The 20,004-nt window shown below is 32.2% G+C and carries 23 protein-coding genes; 12 read left to right on the top strand and 11 right to left on the bottom strand.

The window, feature by feature from the left end:
* Positions 1-15: 15 nt before the first annotated feature.
* From A0083_RS01375 to A0083_RS01365, 3 genes are read left to right on the top strand one after another with little or no spacing between them, the layout of a single operon-like run.
* A complete protein-coding gene (locus A0083_RS01375; protein ID WP_087685121.1) occupies positions 16-1,590 on the top strand; it encodes an ABC-F family ATP-binding cassette domain-containing protein in 1,575 nt (524 codons plus the stop codon).
* A complete protein-coding gene (locus A0083_RS01370) occupies positions 1,587-1,919 on the top strand; it encodes a hypothetical protein (protein WP_039662700.1) in 333 nt (110 codons plus the stop codon). The genes A0083_RS01375 and A0083_RS01370 overlap by 4 nt, the downstream gene beginning before the upstream one ends.
* 52 nt (positions 1,920-1,971) lie before the next feature.
* Positions 1,972-2,304: a hypothetical protein gene (locus tag A0083_RS01365; protein ID WP_039662697.1), complete on the top strand. Its 333-nt coding sequence runs from the start codon at positions 1,972-1,974 to the stop codon at positions 2,302-2,304.
* Between the two features lie 18 nt (positions 2,305-2,322).
* Here the strand turns inward: A0083_RS01365 and A0083_RS01360 are convergent, their stop codons facing one another.
* On the bottom strand, positions 2,323-2,904 hold the full coding sequence (locus tag A0083_RS01360) for an IMPACT family protein (RefSeq protein ID WP_197553587.1): 582 nt from the start codon (positions 2,902-2,904) through the stop codon (positions 2,323-2,325).
* Between the two features lie 75 nt (positions 2,905-2,979).
* Between A0083_RS01360 and galU the strand changes: the two genes are divergently transcribed.
* The 4 genes from galU (at position 2,980) to A0083_RS01340 (ending at position 6,502) form a co-directional block, all read left to right on the top strand.
* Positions 2,980-3,810 carry a UTP--glucose-1-phosphate uridylyltransferase GalU gene (gene galU / locus A0083_RS01355; protein WP_120760342.1) on the top strand — a complete coding sequence of 277 codons (831 nt, stop codon included), beginning with the start codon at positions 2,980-2,982 and terminating at the stop codon, positions 3,808-3,810.
* The gene (locus A0083_RS01350; protein ID WP_197554497.1) at positions 3,800-5,023 is read left to right on the top strand and encodes a glucose-6-phosphate isomerase; all 1,224 of its coding nucleotides are present in this window, start codon (positions 3,800-3,802) and stop codon (positions 5,021-5,023) included. Before galU ends, A0083_RS01350 begins: the two co-directional genes overlap by 11 nt.
* 130 nt (positions 5,024-5,153) lie before the next feature.
* On the top strand, positions 5,154-5,603 hold the full coding sequence (locus tag A0083_RS01345) for a Dps family protein (protein ID WP_039662691.1): 450 nt from the start codon (positions 5,154-5,156) through the stop codon (positions 5,601-5,603).
* Between the two features lie 17 nt (positions 5,604-5,620).
* Positions 5,621-6,502, top strand: a complete 882-nt coding sequence (locus A0083_RS01340) for an alpha/beta fold hydrolase (protein ID WP_197553584.1) — start codon at positions 5,621-5,623, stop codon at positions 6,500-6,502.
* A 10-nt stretch (positions 6,503-6,512) separates the two neighbouring features.
* Here A0083_RS01340 and A0083_RS01335 read toward each other — a convergent pair whose 3' ends face one another.
* Both A0083_RS01335 and A0083_RS01330 read right to left on the bottom strand, forming a co-directional pair.
* Positions 6,513-7,676: a tetrahydrodipicolinate N-succinyltransferase N-terminal domain-containing protein gene (locus A0083_RS01335; protein ID WP_120760339.1), complete on the bottom strand. Its 1,164-nt coding sequence runs from the start codon at positions 7,674-7,676 to the stop codon at positions 6,513-6,515.
* 10 nt (positions 7,677-7,686) lie between these two features.
* Positions 7,687-8,790, bottom strand: coding sequence for an Mrp/NBP35 family ATP-binding protein (locus A0083_RS01330; RefSeq protein ID WP_039662683.1), 1,104 nt, complete (start codon positions 8,788-8,790; stop codon positions 7,687-7,689).
* Positions 8,791-8,897: 107 nt separating this feature from the next.
* On the opposite strand from A0083_RS01330, the gene A0083_RS01325 reads away from it, so the two are divergent.
* The 5 genes from A0083_RS01325 (at position 8,898) to A0083_RS01305 (ending at position 13,012) form a co-directional block, all read left to right on the top strand.
* Complete coding sequence (locus tag A0083_RS01325) at positions 8,898-10,013, top strand: bifunctional 2-C-methyl-D-erythritol 4-phosphate cytidylyltransferase/2-C-methyl-D-erythritol 2,4-cyclodiphosphate synthase (protein WP_197553581.1); 1,116 nt, start codon at positions 8,898-8,900, stop codon at positions 10,011-10,013.
* Complete coding sequence (locus A0083_RS01320; protein WP_197553579.1) at positions 10,010-10,885, top strand: response regulator transcription factor; 876 nt, start codon at positions 10,010-10,012, stop codon at positions 10,883-10,885. Before A0083_RS01325 ends, A0083_RS01320 begins: the two co-directional genes overlap by 4 nt.
* Positions 10,863-12,029 (top strand): sulfate adenylyltransferase, encoded by a 1,167-nt coding sequence (locus A0083_RS01315; protein WP_120760333.1) that lies wholly within the window; start codon positions 10,863-10,865, stop codon positions 12,027-12,029. Before A0083_RS01320 ends, A0083_RS01315 begins: the two co-directional genes overlap by 23 nt.
* Before the next feature lie 2 nt (positions 12,030-12,031).
* Positions 12,032-12,523, top strand: coding sequence for a phosphatidylglycerophosphatase A family protein (locus A0083_RS01310; RefSeq protein ID WP_039662675.1), 492 nt, complete (start codon positions 12,032-12,034; stop codon positions 12,521-12,523).
* 66 nt (positions 12,524-12,589) lie between these two features.
* On the top strand, positions 12,590-13,012 hold the full coding sequence (locus tag A0083_RS01305; protein WP_197553576.1) for a hypothetical protein: 423 nt from the start codon (positions 12,590-12,592) through the stop codon (positions 13,010-13,012).
* Positions 13,013-13,186: 174 nt separating this feature from the next.
* Here the strand turns inward: A0083_RS01305 and mnmA are convergent, their stop codons facing one another.
* The 8 genes from mnmA to flhF are packed head-to-tail and all read right to left on the bottom strand — an operon-like array spanning position 13,187 to position 20,000.
* Positions 13,187-14,203: a tRNA 2-thiouridine(34) synthase MnmA gene (gene mnmA / locus A0083_RS01300; RefSeq protein WP_039662667.1), complete on the bottom strand. Its 1,017-nt coding sequence runs from the start codon at positions 14,201-14,203 to the stop codon at positions 13,187-13,189.
* A complete protein-coding gene (locus A0083_RS01295; protein WP_197553573.1) occupies positions 14,166-14,801 on the bottom strand; it encodes a TIGR00730 family Rossman fold protein in 636 nt (211 codons plus the stop codon). Before A0083_RS01295 ends, mnmA begins: the two co-directional genes overlap by 38 nt.
* Positions 14,798-15,637, bottom strand: coding sequence for a flagellar motor switch protein FliY (fliY, locus tag A0083_RS01290; RefSeq protein WP_043019360.1), 840 nt, complete (start codon positions 15,635-15,637; stop codon positions 14,798-14,800). Before fliY ends, A0083_RS01295 begins: the two co-directional genes overlap by 4 nt.
* On the bottom strand, positions 15,627-16,718 hold the full coding sequence (gene fliM / locus A0083_RS01285; protein WP_039662661.1) for a flagellar motor switch protein FliM: 1,092 nt from the start codon (positions 16,716-16,718) through the stop codon (positions 15,627-15,629). Before fliM ends, fliY begins: the two co-directional genes overlap by 11 nt.
* Positions 16,718-17,404, bottom strand: a complete 687-nt coding sequence (locus tag A0083_RS01280) for an RNA polymerase sigma factor FliA (RefSeq protein ID WP_039662658.1) — start codon at positions 17,402-17,404, stop codon at positions 16,718-16,720. The genes fliM and A0083_RS01280 overlap by 1 nt, the downstream gene beginning before the upstream one ends.
* Positions 17,391-17,747 carry a hypothetical protein gene (locus A0083_RS01275; RefSeq protein ID WP_039662656.1) on the bottom strand — a complete coding sequence of 119 codons (357 nt, stop codon included), beginning with the start codon at positions 17,745-17,747 and terminating at the stop codon, positions 17,391-17,393. The genes A0083_RS01280 and A0083_RS01275 overlap by 14 nt, the downstream gene beginning before the upstream one ends.
* Positions 17,748-17,761: 14 nt before the next feature.
* Complete coding sequence (gene flhG / locus A0083_RS01270; protein WP_039662653.1) at positions 17,762-18,625, bottom strand: flagella biosynthesis ATPase FlhG; 864 nt, start codon at positions 18,623-18,625, stop codon at positions 17,762-17,764.
* The gene (gene flhF, locus A0083_RS01265) at positions 18,618-20,000 is read right to left on the bottom strand and encodes a flagellar biosynthesis protein FlhF (protein WP_197553570.1); all 1,383 of its coding nucleotides are present in this window, start codon (positions 19,998-20,000) and stop codon (positions 18,618-18,620) included. Before flhF ends, flhG begins: the two co-directional genes overlap by 8 nt.
* Between the last annotated feature and the right edge of the window lie 4 nt (positions 20,001-20,004).

Genomic DNA, 20,004 nt, shown 5'->3' with positions numbered 1-20,004 from the left:
ATTTTAAGGATATTAATGGTAGAAGTAAAAAATCTCACAATGCGTTTTGCAAATCAACTTTTATTTGAAGATGTAAATTTAAAGCTAAACCGTGGTGAAAGATATGGCCTTATAGGTGCAAATGGGGCAGGAAAATCAACTTTTTTAAAAATTCTCTCAGGCGAAATCGAATCAAGTAGCGGTGAAATTTGCATAGATCCGAATTTAAAAATCGCCGTATTAGGGCAAGACCAATTTGCCTTTGAAAATTACACTATCAAAGATGCGGTAATGTGCGCTAATAAAAGATTATATGATGCGCTAAAAGAAAAAGAAAAATTATATATGAGCGAAGAATTTACCGATGAAATCAATGATAGGCTAAGTGAGCTTGAAATCATAACAGCAGAAGAGGATCCAAACTATGATTGTGAACTTAGATGTGAAAAAATTCTTAGCTCATTAAACATTAAAGATTTTAATGCGCTTATGAGTACTTTACAAAGTGCGGATAAATTTAAAGTTTTATTAGCACAAGTGTTATTTTTAGGTGCTGATGTATTATTTTTAGATGAGCCTACAAACAACCTTGACTTAGAAGCTATTTCTTGGCTTGAAAATGAACTTTTAAGACATGAAGGAACCTTGGTAGTAATTAGCCACGATAGACATTTTTTAAATAAAGTCTGCACAAGAATTTTAGATGTTGATTTTAAGCAAATTAGAGATTTTGCTGGAAATTATGATGATTGGTATATGGCTTCGACCTTACTTGCTAAACAAGCCGAACTCAAGCGCGATAAAACTTTAAAAGAAAGAGAAGAATTAGAAAATTTCATACGCCGTTTTAGTGCTAATGCTTCAAAAGCCAAACAAGCCACAAGTAGAGCTAAAGCTTTAGAAAAACTTGAACTTGAAGAGATTAAAACTTCAAGCAGACGCGATCCTAGCATCGTTTTTAGAACTAATAGAGAAATTGGAAATGAAGTTTTAGAACTAAAGGGTATTAGCAAAACTTATGATAAAACTTTATTTGAAAATTTAGAATTAAAATTAGAAAAAGGTGATAAAATCGCCCTAATTGGTGCAAATGGCGTTGGAAAAAGTACTTTAGCTAAAATCATTGCCTCAAAATTAGAACCTGATAGCGGTCATATTCACCTTGGTGCTACTATAGAAATGGGATATTTCTCACAAGATACAACCAACTTAATCAATGAAGATTTGAAACTTTATGAATGGCTGATGAGCGAAAAATTCAAAGATTTAGACGAAATTCGCAAATGTCTTGGTAGAATGCTATTTAGCGGAAGCGATCAAGAAAAAATGGCTTCTAGTTTAAGTGGGGGTGAAAAACATCGCTTAATGCTTTCAAAACTAATGCTAGAACGCGGAAATTTCTTGCTTTTAGATGAACCAGATAACCATTTAGATCTTGAAAGTATCATCGCATTAGGAGAAGCTTTATACAACTTTAAAGGTTGTGTAATATGCATAAGCCACGATAGAGAGCTAATTAGTGCCTTTGCAAATCGCATATGGTTTTTAGAAGATGGAAAACTAACCGATTTTAAAGGAAGTTATGACGAATTTTTAGGAGGTTTAGAATGAATTCGTTTAAAATAAAATACGCAGCTGGTTTTGGGCATTTTACTCAAAATCACAGAGGTTTTGGACCAACAATTTATGTCGAAGAAAGTATAGATTTTCAAAGCGAAAAAGATTATTTTGATTATGTAGAATTTTATGAAAAATTTAGCAAAAAAGATGATACTTATTTTCATATTTCATTCTTAGAAGATCGTCCTTTAAATGCTCAAGAGCTAGAAAGCAGAAATGCGTATAGAAAATTAAGAGATGAGCGTTGTGCAAATGCGAGAGAAGAATTTATAAAAAACAATGAAATCGACGCAGAATATTACCCTACGCATGGTGATTAAGGAATAATTTTTGCTTGTTTTTTCCTTGTAATATTTTTTGAAAGGAGAAAACATGCAAGTTAACCATGATAATTTATCGGTTAAGGAGTATGGGTATGGCCAAAGCAGTGCTTATAAAAGCACACAAAGTTCTGGCGAAGACTTTATGTCCTTGCTAAATCAAAGTAGCAATGAAAATTTAAACGAACAAAGTTTAAAACTAGATGAGCTTTTCTCAAAAGCTATGAATCAAGATCAATTTAGCACGGGAATTTTTAGCTCTAATATGTCAAATATCTATAATTACCGCTTTAGGGGTCAAAACGAAACTAGTGTACAAAATAACATAGAAGAAAAACAAGAACCACAAAAAGATATGGTAAAAGATCTTTTAAATTCTTTATAAAACGAAGTAAGCATTTGCTTACTTCCAAACAAGTCCACTAAATTCAAATTCTTTTGCAAATTTTTTAAATTCTTCTTCTTCTTTAGCGTTGACACTCACACTAAGTTCGACATTTTCCAAAAACGTCTTTTTACAAGAGATATTATTTTTGTTTAAAAAATGCTCAAATCGTGCATAAAAATGAAAAGGGATACTTAAATTTAAGATATTTTTGGTTTCAAACTCTATAAGATTAGCTTTTAAAATCGCTTCATTTGCTGCATCGCTGTAAGCTCTAACAAGCCCGCCTGTGCCAAGTTTTATCCCACCAAAATAACGCACCACAATCACCGCACAATTAACCAGCAAAGCCCCTCTTAAAACATTTAAACAAGGCATTGCAGAAGTTCCCTTTGGCTCCCCATCATCGCTTTTATCTTCTACAATTTGACCCAACTCATTTAAATACCTATAAGCATATACAAAATGCACAGCCTTTAAATGTTCACTTCTTAGTCTTTGCATTAATGCTTGAAAATCTTCAAAAGGACATAAAAAAGATAAAAAAGTCGATTTTTTGATTTCTATTTTTGCTTGATAAATCTGATCAATTGTTTTCATTTTTTCCTTAAAATTAGCTATAATATTTAAATAAAATTATAATCAAAACAACTTATAAAATTTTAAGGATAAACTATGCTTCAAACTTGTATTTTTCCTGCGGCAGGCTATGGTACTAGATTTTTACCTGCGACCAAAACCCTACCTAAAGAAATGCTGCCTATACTAACTAAACCCTTGATTCACTATGGAGTAGATGAGGCTTTAGAAGCAGGCATGGAAACCATGGGCTTTGTAACAGGGCGTGGAAAAAGAGCTTTGGAGGATTATTTTGATATTTCTTATGAACTTGAACACCAAATCGCAGGTACTAAAAAAGAATACCTTTTAAGCGAGATTAGAAAGCTTATTGATCGTTGTACTTTTACTTTTACAAGACAAAATGAAATGAAAGGCTTAGGAGATGCGGTTTTAAAAGCAAAACCTTTAGTACAAGATGAAGCTTTTGGAGTGATTTTAGCTGATGATTTATGTGTCAATGAAAACGGAGTTAATGTTTTAGCCCAAATGGTCAAAATTTATGAAAAATATCGTTGCTCTGTTGTGGCCGTGATGGAAGTTGAACCTGATCAAGTTTCAAACTATGGTGTGATCGCTGGAAATGCTGTGGAAGAGGATTTAATCATGGTAAATTCTATGGTAGAAAAACCTGATCCAAAAGATGCGCCAAGTAATTTAGCGATCATAGGAAGATACATCTTAACACCTGATATTTTTGGTATTTTAGAAAACACCAAAGCAGGTAAAAATGGTGAAATACAACTTACCGATGCCTTGCTTTCACAAGCAACTAATAATATGGTTTTAGCTTATAAATTCAAAGGGAAAAGATTTGATTGTGGGAGCGTAGAAGGCTTTGTAGAAGCGACAAATTATTTTTATGAGAAAAGCAAAAATGCTAAATAATACTTTATTTTTTAAAAGTCAAGATTTTAAAAAAATTACCGCTTATGCTAGTAGAATGAATGATGAGTTAGAAAGTGGCGATGTAGGGTATTATCATCTAGTAGATACAAGCTTAGACTTGATTAAAGAAAGCAAAGAATATATCGCAACCAAACCTCATATAAATAGCATTGTTTTAGTAGGTATGGGCGGATCAAGTTGTGGGGTTAAAGCTTTAAAAGAACTTTTATTTGATCATGTAGAAGAAAAAAAACTTTTTATTATAGACAATACTTCCTCACACACCTTTACACATACTATGGATATGCTTGATCCTAAAACTACGCTTTTTATCATTGCAAGTAAATCAGGCACAACTATAGAAGTAATTTCTTTATTTAAGCTTATCATGGCGCATTTTGACTTACAAAAAGGAAATTTACACGAAAACTTTGTATTTATCACAGATTTTGACTCCAAACTTCATAAGTTAGGCGATGAGTTAAACATAAAATGCTTTTTCATACCTAAAAATGTAGGAGGTAGATTTAGTGTTTTATCTGCGATTGGTATTGTTCCTTTGACTTTTTGTGGTTATGACACCAAAGCCTTGCTAGAGGGTGCAAAAGCTTGCTATGTAGATTTTTTTGAAAAAAAATGCGATCAAATTTTACAAAAAGCTTATCATTATTGTACTCACAAAAGTGCACATATTAATGTGCTTTTTTCCTATGGCGATGCATTTAAAGGTTTTAATGAATGGTATATTCAACTCATTGCTGAAAGTTTAGGTAAAAAACAAGGCTTTAAACGCATAGGATTAACTCCTATTGCTTTAATTGGAGCTAGAGATCAGCACAGTTTTTTACAACTAATCATGGATGGACCTAAAGATAAAACTGTTACTTTTTTAAAAATCAAAGACAGTCAAAAATCACCCAATATCCCAAATATCAGTTTTAATCATTTGCAAAATTGTGACTTCACTAATGAAGTTAACCTGCATGATCTTTTAAATGCCCAATGTGATGCAACCATGCATGCTTTGATTGCTGAAAATTTAAGTGTAGATGTAATAGAACTTGAAAAACTAGATGCATATCACTGTGGATATTTGATGTATTATTATGAACTATTTACCTCAGCTTGTGGTATTATGCTGGGGATAAACACCTATGATCAACCTGGTGTTGAAGTAGGAAAATTAATCCTCAAAAATATGCTTAGTAAATAAATTGGTTTTATTGCAAAAAAAGAGTATAATGAATACATCAGTATTTTATAATATAAAATTTATTAGATAATAATAATTATTATTTAAGAATTCTATGTTATAATTTTACAAATGAAAAAAAGGAGATAACATGTCAGTAACAAAACATTTATTACAATTACAAGCAGATGCACATAGCCTGTGGATTAAATTTCATAACTATCACTGGAATGTAAAAGGCTTGCAGTTCTTTTCTATCCATGAGTATACAGAAAAAGCTTATGAAGAAATGGCAGAACTTTTCGATGATTGTGCTGAAAGAGCTTTACAACTTGGAGAAAAAGCTATCGTTTGCCCAAGCACTTTACTAGAAAACGCAAAAGCACCAAAAGCTCAAAAAGACTGCTTTACTCCTGTAGAAGTACTAGAGCTTATTAGAGAAGACTATAAATATCTTTTAGCTGAATTTAAAAAACTTAACGAAGAAGCTGAAAAAGCAAGTGATACTACAACTGCAGCTTTTGCACAAGAAAATATTGCAAAATATGAAAAAGTTCTTTGGATGCTTAACTCAACTATCCAAAATACTTGCACTATGTAGGGTTTTAAAACCCTACAATGTTTTTTGACTTACAAAATTTCATCATTCTAAGTCAAAAAACTACTTTAAACCCTCACAAAAAAACACTACTTCTTCAAATCCAAAACAAATTTAAAGAAAATATACATTTACTGCAAGAACTATATGATTACAGTTTAGTAGCATACTGTGCAAATGTATTTTTAGGTCAAAGTTTGCCAAAACAAGCTTATTTAAAAAACAAGTTCATTCTTCAAGCTTTAACCAACCCATTCTACAAAAAAGACAAAATTCCAGTAGGCGGATTTAACAACGCGTTTTTGGCTTATCGCTTTATCAAAAACTATGAGATATTAGAACATATCAACGAAAAGCACTCTTACTCTAAAATGGGTTTTAGAGCTAATTTTATTTACGATAAAAAAAGAAAAAATTATATCTTAGCTTTTGCAGGAAGCGATCTAAATCCCTTATGTTTTGATTTTAAAGACTTTTACAGTGATTTTTTCATTCTACTTGGAAAAAATCCTAAAGGTCAAATTCAATCGATGTATTATTTTTACGATCAACTCAAGCAAAAATACCCTATCGATAAAAATCTCATCATTATAGGACATTCTTTAGGAGGATATCTAGCTCAAGCTTTTGCAAGATCCTTTCCTAATGTAGTAAAAGAAGTCTATGCCTTTCAAGCACCAGGTTTAAAACAAAATTTTCAAGCTTATTCTTATAAAAATTTCCATATAAATACCACCCACAATCTCAATTTTAAAACTTATAAATGGTGGAATTTTAATTTTGTGCAAAAGTTGTATCACAAAAACAGTCAAGAAATTTTACTCCACACAGGTAATGTTAAACACCATCCTAGTGTGTGTATTTATAAGCTACATGAGTTATTTAGAATTCTTAACCCATAAGGGTTAAGAATTAATGCAAATCTTCATTAAGTTTCACTGCTTTTTTATTTAAAGCAACTATCATCACTCCACTTTGCGAATCTTGTCTAAAATGCAAACCATTTAAGCCTGCTAGCTCTAGGCCTTTGTATATATCTTTGTCGAATTTAAAATCAGGGTTGATTTTTTGCAATTCTTCTTTATTTTTTAAAGCAAACTTAGTTCCTTCTAAAACAGCAATGCCCGCATCAACGATACAATTATCCCCCAAAGGAATTCCCGTTACCGAATTTGCACCCAAAAGACAAGCCTTACCAATGCTAATAGCATTGCCACTAGTACCACTTAAAACACCAAGTATAGAAGCACCGCCTCCTACATCACTGCCCTCGCCCACAATAGCAGAAGAACTAATACGCCCCTCCACCATACAAGCACCCGTTGTACCTGCATTAAAATTCACATAAGCAGCTCCTGGCATTATAGTAGTACCCGCAGCTAAAACCGCACCCATTCTTACTTTAGAACTTTCTAAAATTCTAGTATTATCTTCAGGAATTACATGTGCTAAAAATCTTGGGAATTTATCTACATAATCAATCCTTGGATATCTTCCACTCATTTTCAAATCGATTTCATTTTCTCTTAAAAAGTCCAAATCAATCGCCTTGTTATCACTCCATGCAACATTAGGTAAAATTCCAAAAGCACCTGTTAAATTTAAACTTCTCAAAGGTACTTTTTTATTTGAAAGCAAGTAAAGTTTTAAATATACACTTTCTAAGCTTTTTGGTGCCTCATCTTCAAAAATACAAACAAAAGAGAAGGCATTTTCTCTAAAATTTTCTTTTACAGCTTGGATTACTTCTATGTTTTTATGACCTGCTTCTTGTAAAAATGGTGCAAAACATTCTAAAGCAAATTCCAAATCCTCTTTGATCAAAGTAGCTACAAATTCACTTTCACTAAAATCAACATCAACCCCTCTTCTAAAAAATGCCTCAAACATCACCGCTGCGGCTGCGTAATTTTGCTCAAAATTGATCACACCAAAACTAGCCTGTAGTTTTTTACTAGGATCTACTTGACTTAGATCAAGTCTAGCTATCCCAAAAGCTTTAGGTTTTTTATAGTTGATTCTTTGTTCAATTTGTTTAATTAAATTTAAAAATTCCTCTTTGCTTTCTATTGCCATACTTTCCTCCTTATTGCGAACACGCACTTTTACCATTCATCACAGGTTGAATAGCAGAATTATCTACCATGCCTTCTTGATTTACTTTTTCGATAAATTCCCAAATTTTTTCAGCTGCTTGTAGATATCTTTTAGAACTGACACTCTCAGGCATATAAAAACTCACAGGCTTTCCACTATCTCCGCCCTCTCTTACACTCATCTCGATAGGAATTTGAGCTAAAACATCACAATTGTAAGCTTTTGCCATTTCTTCAGTCGTACCTTTTCCAAAGATGTCGTATTCTTTGCCATTATCAGGACATAAGAATCCGCTCATATTTTCTATAATACCCGCAACAGGAATATGTAATTTTTCAAACATATCCAAAGCTCTTTTACTATCATCTAAAGATACCACTTGAGGAGTGCTTACACATACACCTGCGCTAACTGGCACACTTTGAGCTAAAGTAATTTGCGCATCACCAGTTCCAGGAGGCATGTCAAGCAACAACACATCAAGTTCAGGCCAAAGCACATCAGCTAAAAGCTGCTCAATCGCTTTCATGATCATAGAACCACGCCACATTAAACCTTTGCCTTCTTCTATCAATACACCCATACTCATCATATAAACACCATGAGATAAAATAGGTCGAATCTTTTGCCCTACAATTTCAGGCTTACTCTTACTCTCACCTAACATTCTTGGTATGTTTGGTCCATAAATATCTGCATCTAAAAGTCCTACTCTTTTGCCCATTTTTGCCAAAGAAATTGCTAAATTTAAAGTTGTCGTACTTTTACCTACTCCACCTTTTCCACTTGACACCATAAGGAAGTTTTTAATTTGTGGGGCGATATTTTTTCCACTTCTTGTGTTGCTTTTTTCTTCAGGAATTTTTGGCTGAATGATTTCTAAATTAAGCTCTAAATTCAAATCTTTTAAAGCATTTGCGATATTTAGTTTAAGCTCTTGAGCAATTTGTGCATTAGCTGAAACTATCTCCACTACAATATGCGCTTGATTTTCATTTGCTTCAATCTTTTTTACAAAACCAAAACTAACAATATCTTTTTTAAATCCTGGATATATAACTTGTCTTAGTCTTTCTTCAATTTTATCCTTCAATTTTTCTCCTTATTATTTAAAATGATTAATTCTACTAACATAAATATAAATTTTGGCTTTTATGGTGTATAATATCGTAACATTAATAAAAAATTAAGGTGCAACAAATGCTAGATATTTCCTTGATTATGCTGTCAGCTGGGGAGTCTTCAAGGTTTAACGCTCCAGTAAAAAAACAATTTTTAAGGCTAGGTGATCAACCCTTATGGCTTTATGCAACTAAAAATTTAAGCTCTTTTTACCCGTTTAAACAAATAGTTGTTACTTCTGGTAATATTTCTCACATGAAAAAATTTGCTCCTGAATATCATTTTGTTCAAGGTGGCTCCACAAGAGCTCAATCTTTACTTAATGCTTTAAGTATGGTTGAAAGCGAGTATGTTTTAGTTAGCGATGTAGCAAGGGTTTTGATTTCTAAAAATCTTTTTAACAATATCGTAGAAAATTATGACAAAGCAGATTGTATCACACCTGTGCTAAAAGTAAGCGATACAACAATTTATGCGCAAGAAGCCATTGATAGAGATAAAATCAAGCTCGTACAAACCCCACAACTTTCTCGTACAAGTATGCTTAAAAAAGCTTTAGAGCAAAACGCAAATTTTACTGATGATAGCACCGCAATACAAGCTATTGGCGGTAAAATTTGGTATGTACAAGGAGATGAACTTGCTAAAAAAATCACCTTCAAAGAAGATCTAAAAAGCTTTAATCTTCCCACACCTTCTTGGGAAATTTTCAGTGGAAATGGTTTTGATGTGCATGAATTTGGAGAAGAAAGACCTTTGCTTTTAGGCGGAGTTAAAGCACATGAAAGCATGGGATTAAAAGCACACTCTGATGGAGATGTGCTAGCCCATGCTTTAGTCGATGCATTATTAGGAGCAGCGGGGCTTGGGGATATAGGAGAGCTTTTCCCAGATAATGATATGCAGTATAAAAACGCTGATTCTATGCTTTTGTTGCAAAAAGCTTATGCTTTGGTGCAAAATTATGGTTTTGAACTTGTAAATGCTGATATTACCATCATCGCTCAAACTCCCAAGATGAAAGAGTTTAAAGAAGCCATTGCTTTTAATATCGCCAAAACACTAAAAACCACACCTAACAAAATCAACATCAAAGCTACCACTACAGAACACTTAGGTTTTATTGGACGCAAAGAAGGGATCGCTGTTTTAGCAAGTGCAAATTTAAAATATTTTGATTGGATGAAATTATGAAAGTTTTAATAGTAGAAAATGAATTTTATTTGGCGCAAAGCATAGGTTCAAAGCTTAATTCTATAGGCTATGAATGTGACATTATCGCAAATGTAAATGAACTTGCCCACCGTGATTATGAGGTTATTTTACTTTCAACAAGTATGAATAATTTTGAGCATATTATCGAGATTTTTAAGCACAAAATCATCATTTTACTAATATCCTACATCAGCTCAGATACCGTTTTAGCACCGCTAAAAGCTGGCGCAAGCGACTACATACAAAAGCCTTTTATGATAGAAGAACTCGTGCGTAAAATCAAGCATTTTCAAGAATTTAAAAAAATAAGTATCTTAAACCACACCTATCAGTCATATTTAAAACATAAATTTGAAACCGCAAAATTACCTATTTTTGATTATAAAAAAATCAAACTTCCTTTGATCATAAAAGCTAACAATCAAATTTTTGCAGACCATTTTGTGTTTAACTATACTAACGAACATAATATCGCAAATGTCTACATCGACCTTTCACACCAACAAAATTTAGATAAAATTTTCAAAGACAATTCTTTGCATTATCTTGTAAATTTTCAAACCCTCAAACCTTTGGAAAAAGAAAAGGTGTTAAACCTTGCTTTAAAAAAAGCTGTTATTATACATACAAGTACAAATGTCGAACATAATGATTTTCAAATTTTAGAATTAGGCGAAGATGAAAAAAACTTTGAAAGCAATGGAATTTTAACTATTGATGATTATGTTAAGCATATTATCATTAGCTATCAAAACATTTTCCCCGATACTGATTTATCTAAAAAGTTAGGAATTTCAAGAAAGTCTTTATGGGAAAAAAGGAAAAAATATGGCATCACAAAGAAAAAATAGCATTATAATTTCAGAAGAAGAATACGAGGTTTTATGTTTCATCAAACAAGGAATTTTCGGCTCTTTTACCAAGTTGATGAATCAAAAAGAAAGAGATGAAGTTTTAGCTACAGGAATGATCCATAACCAAAAAATTCCTTACACTCTTACCTTTGCACCTGCTAGCACCAAAGAAAACAATGCGGTTTTAGAAAATGCAAAAGTAGGCGACAAAATAGACTTTATCTGTAATGATAAAGCCATAGGACATATCATCTTAGAAAGCAAATTTGAAAATGATAAAAATAGCAATGATATTTTTAGACCAAATGCATGCTTGATTCAAGACTTTGGAAAAACTTGCATTAGCGGTGAATTTGAAATTTATCACAATCACATTAAAGCTATAAAAGAAGACTTTGAAAAAATCAAAAAAAGACTCAATCCTTCCAACATCACTGCCATTGTTTCAAGCTTTGATCCATTTCATAGAGCTCATGAGAGAATTTTAAGATGGGCTATAGAAGAATCTGACTTAGTGATCATCTTTCTCATAGAGTCTTATGAAAACAACGGTCTAAGTTTGAAGCTTAAAAAACGCTGCTTTGATGTTTTTGCGCAAAATTATTTGCCATCTTCTAGAGTTTTACTCATACCTTTGCACAATATCAAAATTTTTGCCTCGCATTTAAATCCTGTGCTTGAATGTGCTTTAGCTAAAAGCTTTGACTGTAACAAGGTTTTTGTAGGGCAAAATCACGCAGGACTTGGAATGTATTTTAACCAAAACAGAGCCTTTACTGTGCTTGATGATTTTGCAAAAGATTACAACATAGAAGTTACCATACTTCCTGAATTTGTATTTTGCGATGAATGCAAGATGATAGTAAGCACTAAATCATGCCCACACGGTGCACATCATCATATGAAATACCACGGAGATTCTTTAAAAAATTTACTTAGACTTGGTATCATTCCGCCAGCAGTTTTTATAAGGAGAGAAATTTCAGCTTTGATTTTATCCGAGCTTTTCCCAAATCGCTTTCATAATAAACAAAATATCTATAGCAATCTTTTCCCTACGCATGGTATTTTAGAATATCGAAGCGACAAAGAATTTTACGAACAACTTATAAAACTTCATCAAATGTCATATATGGTGTAACTATGCAAAAATTATTTTTAACTTTTTTTTATTCAGGTAGTGTCAATAAAGCCCCAGGAACCTTTGGTACAATAGCAGCGTTAATTCCTGCTTTTTTTATTTTAAGGTATTTGGGTATAGAAACTTTGATTTTAGTAGCGATTTTACTTTTTTTAATCTCTATTAAAGTCATCGACCAATACGAAAAACAAACAGGCATACACGATGATAAACACATCGTTATAGATGAAGTTGTCGGGGTGTTTTTAGCCTTAGCAATTTGCGGACAGAGTGTTTTTACCTTTTTACTTTCTTTTGTTTTGTTTAGATTTTTTGATATTACAAAACCTTCTATCATAGGTAAAATTGACAAAAAAACCAAAGGTGGTTTAGGTGTAATGCTAGATGATGTTTTAGCAGGGATTTTCGCAGGATTATTCTCTGCGGTGATTTATGGAATTTTGCTTAAATTTGATCTTTTGTGGTTTGATATAAGCATTATGGAGATATTTTAGCTCTATAATTTTTGATTTAACTTCATTTATGATAAACTTTGCAAACTAAAAGAAAAAGGATAAAAAATGATTAAAAAAACAATGTTTGGTGCTTTAGCATTAATTTCTTTTATAGCATGTGCTAATGGAGTAGATTATAAATATGATCCAAGTAGAGGTTCTAAAGGTGGTTATGATTTATTCATTAAAACTTTAAAAAAAGATTATGGCTCTAATGTTGTGATAAAAAGCCTTAAAGATGTTGATTTAAATGCTTTAAAAGAAAAACACCCTGAAGTAGCTGAAGATTTTGAAGGTATTAAAATAGAACAAGATGGATTGCTAGGAGATGTTGCAAGAGGCGAAATAGAATATGGAGATGTTGTTTATATCAACTATAAAAATGGCGATTTGAATAAACATAAAATAGTTTATGGCATGTGTGATACAAGAAAATGGAATAAAGAAAGATGTCAAAATAGTGGAGCAATTGTTGATATGACTGAATAAGATCAACTTATCAAATACAATATAATTTTTCTAAGATAAGATTTGCCTAATCTATCTTAGAAAAATCTCAACTACATTTTTCTTATTTTTTATTACAATAAAATAATTTTAATTTTTTAAAAAAAGTTAGTATAAAGGGTGCAACGCCAAAGGGGTGCAACCCTTTAGCTTTTTTTATTTTATAAATCCACTAGCAAGCACTAAATCTTTATCATAAAATACTGCCATTTGTCCGCTAGCAAGCCCATAAACAGGTTCTTGTAAGATAATCTTAGCACTTTTATCTTCATTGATCAAAACCTTGCATGGTGTTGATTTTGATCTGTAGCGTATTTTTACCTCACACTCTAATTCTTTAGCATCAACAAATAAATTAATAGTATCTAAAACAAATTCGCTGATTTTAAGCTCGTCTTTTTTACCTACTATGATTTCATTTTTTTTAGGATCGATTTTTAATACAAAATGAGGTTCATGAGCCCCACGCACTTCAAACCCCCTTCTTTTACCTATGGTATAGTGCATATAACCTTCATGTTTACCTACTTCCTTGCCGCTACTATCTCTCACAATACCTGGAATTTTAGTATCCATAAATTGATCTAAAACTTGCACATAAGTATCTTCCACAAAACAAATTTCTGAACTTTCTTTTTGCGTTGCAAAAGATTTTAAAACATCGATCGTTGATGCAAATTTTTTCACATCTTCTTTCTTCATTTCTCCAAGAGGAAAAATCAAATACTCTAAAGCTTCTTTGTCTGCATTAGCTAAAAAGTAACTTTGGTCTTTACTCTCATCAACCGCGGTTTTAATCAAACCATTTTCTATCCTTGCGTAGTGACCTGTGGCTAATTTTTCACAGTTTAAGCTCTTTGCGAATTCTAAAAGTTTACCAAGCTTGATAAAACGATTGCACAAAGCACAAGGATTTGGTGTTTTACCTTCTTTATAAGTATTAACAAAAGGCATATAAACTTGATTTTTAAAGTCTTCTTGTAAGTCTAAAATATGATATTCGATGCCTAAAAATTTAGCAACTTTTTCTACTTTTTGTATGTTTTCTTCATGATAATTAGGTTTTCCATGAAGTTTCATATAACAACCAATCACCTCATGTCCTGCTTGTTTTAATTTATAAGCAGTTACAGTACTATCCACACCCCCACTCATTGCAACAAGAATTTTCATCTTTTTCCTTTATCATTCTTATAATTTCATCTAAATCATCACTTATACTATACTTTAACTCATCATTTTTAGATATAGTTCCAAGTCCTAGTAAAGAAGTTTTGATAAATTCATCAAGAGGTTGCCAAAATTTTTGCCCAACTAAAATAATAGGAACATCTTTTTTAAAACTAAGTTGTTTAAGCGTAAGAATTTCAAACAATTCATCTAATGTCCCAAAGCCGCCTGGGAAAATCACAAAAGCTAGACTCTTTTGAATAAGAGCCATTTTGCGAATGGCTAAGCTCTTAAAAGTGATATTATACTCTAAAAAGTCATTTGCTTTTTGCTCAAATGGTAAATGTATATTAAATCCAAAAGATTTTAAATGCTCGGCATTACTTTGCATAGCCCCATAATTTGCAGCCTGCATAATACCACCGCCACCACCACTAATGATACTATACCCTTTATCAGCTAACTTGGTAGCTAAATTTGAAGCTAGAATACAATACTCATTTTCTTCTTTTAACCTAGCTGAACCAAAAAAAGTTACAGCATTTTGAATTTTGTCTAAAGCTTGAAGCTGCACGACATCTTCGATAATGCATTTTTTCATCTTAATTGTTCTAATCTTTCTTTTTTAGATCCAATCTCGGTGATTTGTACTCCAAAGTTTCCATCTACGATAACCACTTCCCCATAGGCAATCTTTTTGTCGCCTATTAAAATTTCTAAAGGATCATTAGCTAATTGATCAAGCTCGATAACCGAACCTATATCCATAGTCAAAACATCTTTTAAAAGCATTTTTTTACTACCAATACGCACCCTTATAGGTAAGCGCACATCCATGATCAAACCGATATTTCTTAACTCTTCAACATTAGCTAAAGCTTTATGATCTTGTGGGTGATCTTCATTCGTTGCTACGATCTCTTCTAGATCAGTTTTAGTTAAAACCTTATAAATTTTTTCATCAAAAACCAAAGCAACTTTTTCTTCTAAATCTGCAATTTGTACATTGTATAAATATAATTTATGAAAGCCGCCAAGCTCTAAAGTATCTGCGATAAATTCACAACTTTCTAAACTAAAATCCATTTTAGGAATTTCTTTTTGCGCTCCCAAAGTAGTAGAAAAAGCTGAAACGATATTTTGTATAGCTTCTTTAGCCGCGTCCATTTCATCTTCATTGAGCTCGCTATTTTTAGAGATCTCTTCTTCTCCCATCATCCATTCGCCAATTGCACTCATTAAAACCGCACTAGCTAGGATTTTGATTTTCATTTCATTGTTTACATTAAAAGTAGCACTTACCAATGGTGGAGTCATAGAGTCTTGAGAATTTACATCATACTCATAATACTCGCTAAATTCAGCACTTTTTCCTGTTAAACCCTCTATTGTACTTACACATTCATTGACAAATATGCCTAAAAAATCATTGATCATCGTCTTCCTCTTCTAGTTCTTCATTATCATCATACGAATTTGCTTTTGCTCTTCTTTCATCTTCATATTTTTCAAGCATTTCTTTGATCTCATCTTTATCGGTTTTGATAAGTTCTAAGATCTTAATTGACTTTCTAAATCTATGAAGCCCCACTTGAGCTAAAAATACCTCTTTTTTATCAATAGCAACTATGGCTTTATCATCTGCGCTTCTATCAAGCTTTAAAATATCTCCTTGTTTTAAGTCCAAAAATTCATTTACATTGATAAAAGTCTTACCAAGCATAGCTTCATAAATCACTTCAGCACGACCGATTAAAGTTTTAAGCTCTTTATTTCTTGATTTCTTAGCCGAAGTTTCACCCATCATAATATCACGATTTGCCAAACGGCTTAAAATACTCTCTAAATGTACAACCGGATAACAAATATTCACCATACCGCTTGAATTTCCAATGATGATCTCCATTACCACCATGATAACAATTTCATTTTGAGAAACAATTTGCACAACATTTGGGCTTGATTCTTTTGCTTCTACGCTTGGATAAATTTCTGTAACATTCATCCAACTTTCTTTAAGTCTTTGCATAATAATACGCAAAATAGAATCAAGCAAATTAAGCTCAATTTCTGTTAGTTCTCTTAAAGTATCAAAACTCTCCCCTTGACCACCTAAAAGCCTATCTATCATAGGAAAAGCGATACTTGGATTGATCTCTAAAACACAGTTTCCATCTAAAGGTTTAATCGAAAAAACATTGAAACTTGTCGGCGAAGGCAAAGACATCAAAAATTCACCATAAGTCATCTGATCCACCGAATGCAGCTTGATCTCCACTATACTTCTCATCATAGATGAAATTTGTGAAGCAAGGTTTCTTGCTAATTTATCATGAATACCCTTAATCGAACGAAGCTGTTCTTTTGAAACCCTATTTGGACGCTTAAAGTCATATACGACAATATCTCTTTTATCTTCTATATCTTCTAATTTAGAAGATGTTGCTCCATCATCGCCATCATCATCAACAACTTCTAAAAGAGCATCAATTTCTTCTTGTGAAAGTATCTCAGCCATTAAACTAGCCTTTCTCGAATCTTCTTAAGCAAACGCTTATGAATTTGCGAAATTCTCGACTCACTAATCTCCAAAATCTCTGCAATTTCTTTTAAATTTAACTCTTCATAATAATAAAGCTGAATCACTAACTTTTCTCTTTCTTTAAATTCATTTAAAACCGCATTGATTTTTTCGATCAATTCTTCTTTTTCTATTTGTTCTATGATATTGCTATCATTAAAACAATTTAACTGCTCATCTAAAGGCATTACAAGCGATATAGCATGAGCTGCTCTTGCTTCTTTAACCTTTTCTACTTCTAGATTAAGTCTTTTTGCTAAATATTCATCATCGGGTTCTTTTTCATTGTCTTGATAAAACTCATCCACAATAGCATCAATATCCTTGATAATTTTTCTATTGCTTCTACTCATCACATCAAGACTTCTTAGATAATCAAGCATAGCTCCATTAACTCTTTTTCTTGCAAAACCCCAAAAATTATCATTTTGTTCTTTATCATAACGGCGTGAAAGCTTGATCATCTCTTCTACGCCTATACTGATTAAATCATTTACATCAATACTAGCTGGCAAACGCTCTTTGAGTCTAAAAGCCATAGCTCTTAATGCAGGCATATAAGAGATAACTAAGTCATCTTGTTCTTTTTTTAGCGTAGAAGCGTAGGCATTATGCGGCTGCATGTTTTACTTTTCTCTTTACCGAGCCTTCAGCTTTCTTAACATCTTCACGCTCTTCTTGTAGTTTTTCAAGTAAATAGTCCATTTTCTTTTCTCTTGCAGCTAATTCTGCAATAAAGCTATTATTTTCGTTTTCGTATTTTTCTTTATTAAAGCTTCTTCCGCTAATTTTATGCACATCTACAAAGATCATAATCACAATATGAATTAGCACATAAAACACAAAAGTAATCAAGCAAGTGTATACGACTATTTCTACTGCATCTTCTATATTAACTATGGTAAACATTAATCCTATAAAAAATCCACAAACAGTAAAAAAAGCAACAAAATTCTCTGGTCTCATCTTTTTCCTTCAATCTAAAAACGATCCAAAAGCTTTTTGAAAAAACTCATAATGCTTTTATCTCCTACATTATTAAGCACTTTTTGTTCCAACCTATACAAAAGCTTAGAAGCTATAGCTTTAAGCTCATCGCTTGAGTTTGTATCCTCATCACTAAATAAAGTTCTCTTTTTTATACTAGAACTAATATCTTTACTTTGACCTAAAAATCCTAAAAATTCCAAATTTAAATGATGTTTGATGTTGATATCTGCAACTTTTTTAATATTATCAAAAATTCTCATTGCTTCATTTTCATTTTTAACAACATTAAACACCATCAATAAATTTTCTTTAGTTTTTGAGGTAGTTTTGATAGTAGCATATGCATCAGTGATCGCTGCAGGATCAGGCACAGTGATAACAATAACCTCATCAGACATTTCCAAGAAATTTCCTATATTACCGCCAATACCTGCCCCCGTATCGATGATCAAAAAATCTAAATCATCTAAAATACTTGTTTGGTTTAAAAATCTTTCATAAATATTTTTGTCATTGTATTTTAAAATTTCATCACCACTTTCACCCGGAATAAGCCATAAGTTAGGTTTTACTTCTATCAAGATATCTTCTAATGAGCATTCGCCTTTTAAAACATGCAAAAGATTTTTCTCTACACGTACATTTAAGATCACATCTAAATTAGCCAATCCAATATCTGCATCAAAAAGTCCAACTTTATAACCATTTTGAGCTAAAACATTACCTAAATTTGCACTAAAAGTACTTTTTCCAACTCCACCCTTACCGCTAGTAACTGCGATAAAATGAGTATGTTTTGTGTTTGAATTTTCGTTTTTTACTAGATCTTTTAATTTTTCTGCTTGATTACTCATTCTCATCCCTTCTAAAACCTTCTAACACACAACGTACTAAAAAGTCACTATTTGCTACTTCTATATCATCAGGCACTTCTTGACCTATGGAAAAAAAGCTCATCGGAGTGCTAGTTTCATAAAGCAAAGAAAACACATTTCCAAACACTTTAGTTTCATCAAATTTTGTAATGATTAAAGTGTCTATATTTAAAAATGAAAAATTATTATAAGTTTCTAACAAATCTTCATATTTTGTATTGGCAGAAAGTACCAAATTTACATCAATTTGTGCATTAGAATGCGATAAAAACTCTTTTGTTTTTTCAAGTTTTGCTTTATCATACTGTGAATTTCCGGTTGTATCGACTAAAATAACCTCGCAAGTATTTAAGCTTCTAATCGCATCATCTAAATCATTTGGTTCTATACTATCAATAATAGGAAGCTTCATCATCTTAGCGTATTGGAAAAGCTGTTCTACTGCGCCTATTCTATAAGTATCAAGCGTAATAATGCCTGTTTTATAGCGTCTATCTCCATAAGCGTAACGAAAAGCGAGTTTAGCTAAAGTGGTAGTTTTACCTACTCCTGTGGGACCCACCAACATCATAATTTTTTGCTTTTTAATTTCGCTTTCTAAGCGACAAGGGAGCATATTACGCAAAAGCGAGTAAAAATATCTTTGCACCGCTTCTTGATTTGCTTTCATAGTGCTTGGCATATTTTCAATAGTCGCTTTCATAATCGCTTCTAAATGCGCTTCTTGCATGCCACTTGCCTTAGCTTGCTTATAAATACTTGCAAATTCAGGTGGTATAGCTAGTTCCTTACGTAAATCTGCCTTATCATCCCACATCATATCTACTAATAAATTCATTTTATCATTGAGTTTATTCATTTGTTTTTCAAAGGCTTCGATTTTTTTATCATAATTTGGGCTTGGCATGGAAAAATCTTGATAATTTGAAACTTTGCTGATTTCTGAACTTACTTGAGAAAGTTTATTTTTTAAATTTAAGAAATTATCATCTTTTTTATTTGCATTTAAATAAGGATTAATAGGTTTTTGCTTGGCTTTTGAAGAAAATTCAAGCACCACATCTTCTTCTTTTTTTTCTTCTTCTTGTTGGGGAGCTTGAATTTTAGCCTCAGGAAAACTCGCGGTGCTTGGTTTTTTCTTCGCTGGTTTAGCAATATTGTTTTGTCTTAAATGTTCTTCATAATCAGCTTCTTCAATCGCTACTATAACCTCATACAAAGGCTTTTGGTTAATAGTTTTTGGACGAATTTGCTTATTGGTTACGATTAAAGCTTTATCGCCATAATCTTGCTTAACCTTAGGTATAATCTCATCTGTGCTTTCAACTGTAAAAGTATGAATCAATTGTCCCATATTT

This window comes from Campylobacter sp. 2014D-0216 (genome assembly GCF_014931215.1).
Classification (GTDB): domain Bacteria; phylum Campylobacterota; class Campylobacteria; order Campylobacterales; family Campylobacteraceae; genus Campylobacter_D.
This window is presented reverse-complemented; position numbering and strand designations above follow the sequence as displayed.

Coding starts and splice junctions, on each gene's coding strand:
- A0083_RS01375 (WP_087685121.1), top strand. CDS start 16: ATGGTAGAAGTAAAAAATCTCACAATGCGTTTTGCAAATCAACTTTTA.
- A0083_RS01370 (WP_039662700.1), top strand. CDS start 1,587: ATGAATTCGTTTAAAATAAAATACGCAGCTGGTTTTGGGCATTTTACT.
- A0083_RS01365 (WP_039662697.1), top strand. CDS start 1,972: ATGCAAGTTAACCATGATAATTTATCGGTTAAGGAGTATGGGTATGGC.
- A0083_RS01360 (WP_197553587.1), bottom strand. CDS start 2,904: ATGAAAACAATTGATCAGATTTATCAAGCAAAAATAGAAATCAAAAAA.
- galU (WP_120760342.1), top strand. CDS start 2,980: ATGCTTCAAACTTGTATTTTTCCTGCGGCAGGCTATGGTACTAGATTT.
- A0083_RS01350 (WP_197554497.1), top strand. CDS start 3,800: ATGCTAAATAATACTTTATTTTTTAAAAGTCAAGATTTTAAAAAAATT.
- A0083_RS01345 (WP_039662691.1), top strand. CDS start 5,154: ATGTCAGTAACAAAACATTTATTACAATTACAAGCAGATGCACATAGC.
- A0083_RS01340 (WP_197553584.1), top strand. CDS start 5,621: ATGTTTTTTGACTTACAAAATTTCATCATTCTAAGTCAAAAAACTACT.
- A0083_RS01335 (WP_120760339.1), bottom strand. CDS start 7,676: ATGGCAATAGAAAGCAAAGAGGAATTTTTAAATTTAATTAAACAAATT.
- A0083_RS01325 (WP_197553581.1), top strand. CDS start 8,898: ATGCTAGATATTTCCTTGATTATGCTGTCAGCTGGGGAGTCTTCAAGG.
- A0083_RS01320 (WP_197553579.1), top strand. CDS start 10,010: ATGAAAGTTTTAATAGTAGAAAATGAATTTTATTTGGCGCAAAGCATA.
- A0083_RS01315 (WP_120760333.1), top strand. CDS start 10,863: ATGGCATCACAAAGAAAAAATAGCATTATAATTTCAGAAGAAGAATAC.
- A0083_RS01310 (WP_039662675.1), top strand. CDS start 12,032: ATGCAAAAATTATTTTTAACTTTTTTTTATTCAGGTAGTGTCAATAAA.
- A0083_RS01305 (WP_197553576.1), top strand. CDS start 12,590: ATGATTAAAAAAACAATGTTTGGTGCTTTAGCATTAATTTCTTTTATA.
- mnmA (WP_039662667.1), bottom strand. CDS start 14,203: ATGAAAATTCTTGTTGCAATGAGTGGGGGTGTGGATAGTACTGTAACT.
- A0083_RS01295 (WP_197553573.1), bottom strand. CDS start 14,801: ATGAAAAAATGCATTATCGAAGATGTCGTGCAGCTTCAAGCTTTAGAC.
- fliY (WP_043019360.1), bottom strand. CDS start 15,637: ATGATCAATGATTTTTTAGGCATATTTGTCAATGAATGTGTAAGTACA.
- fliM (WP_039662661.1), bottom strand. CDS start 16,718: ATGGCTGAGATACTTTCACAAGAAGAAATTGATGCTCTTTTAGAAGTT.
- A0083_RS01280 (WP_039662658.1), bottom strand. CDS start 17,404: ATGCAGCCGCATAATGCCTACGCTTCTACGCTAAAAAAAGAACAAGAT.
- A0083_RS01275 (WP_039662656.1), bottom strand. CDS start 17,747: ATGAGACCAGAGAATTTTGTTGCTTTTTTTACTGTTTGTGGATTTTTT.
- flhG (WP_039662653.1), bottom strand. CDS start 18,625: ATGAGTAATCAAGCAGAAAAATTAAAAGATCTAGTAAAAAACGAAAAT.
- flhF (WP_197553570.1), bottom strand. CDS start 20,000: ATGGGACAATTGATTCATACTTTTACAGTTGAAAGCACAGATGAGATT.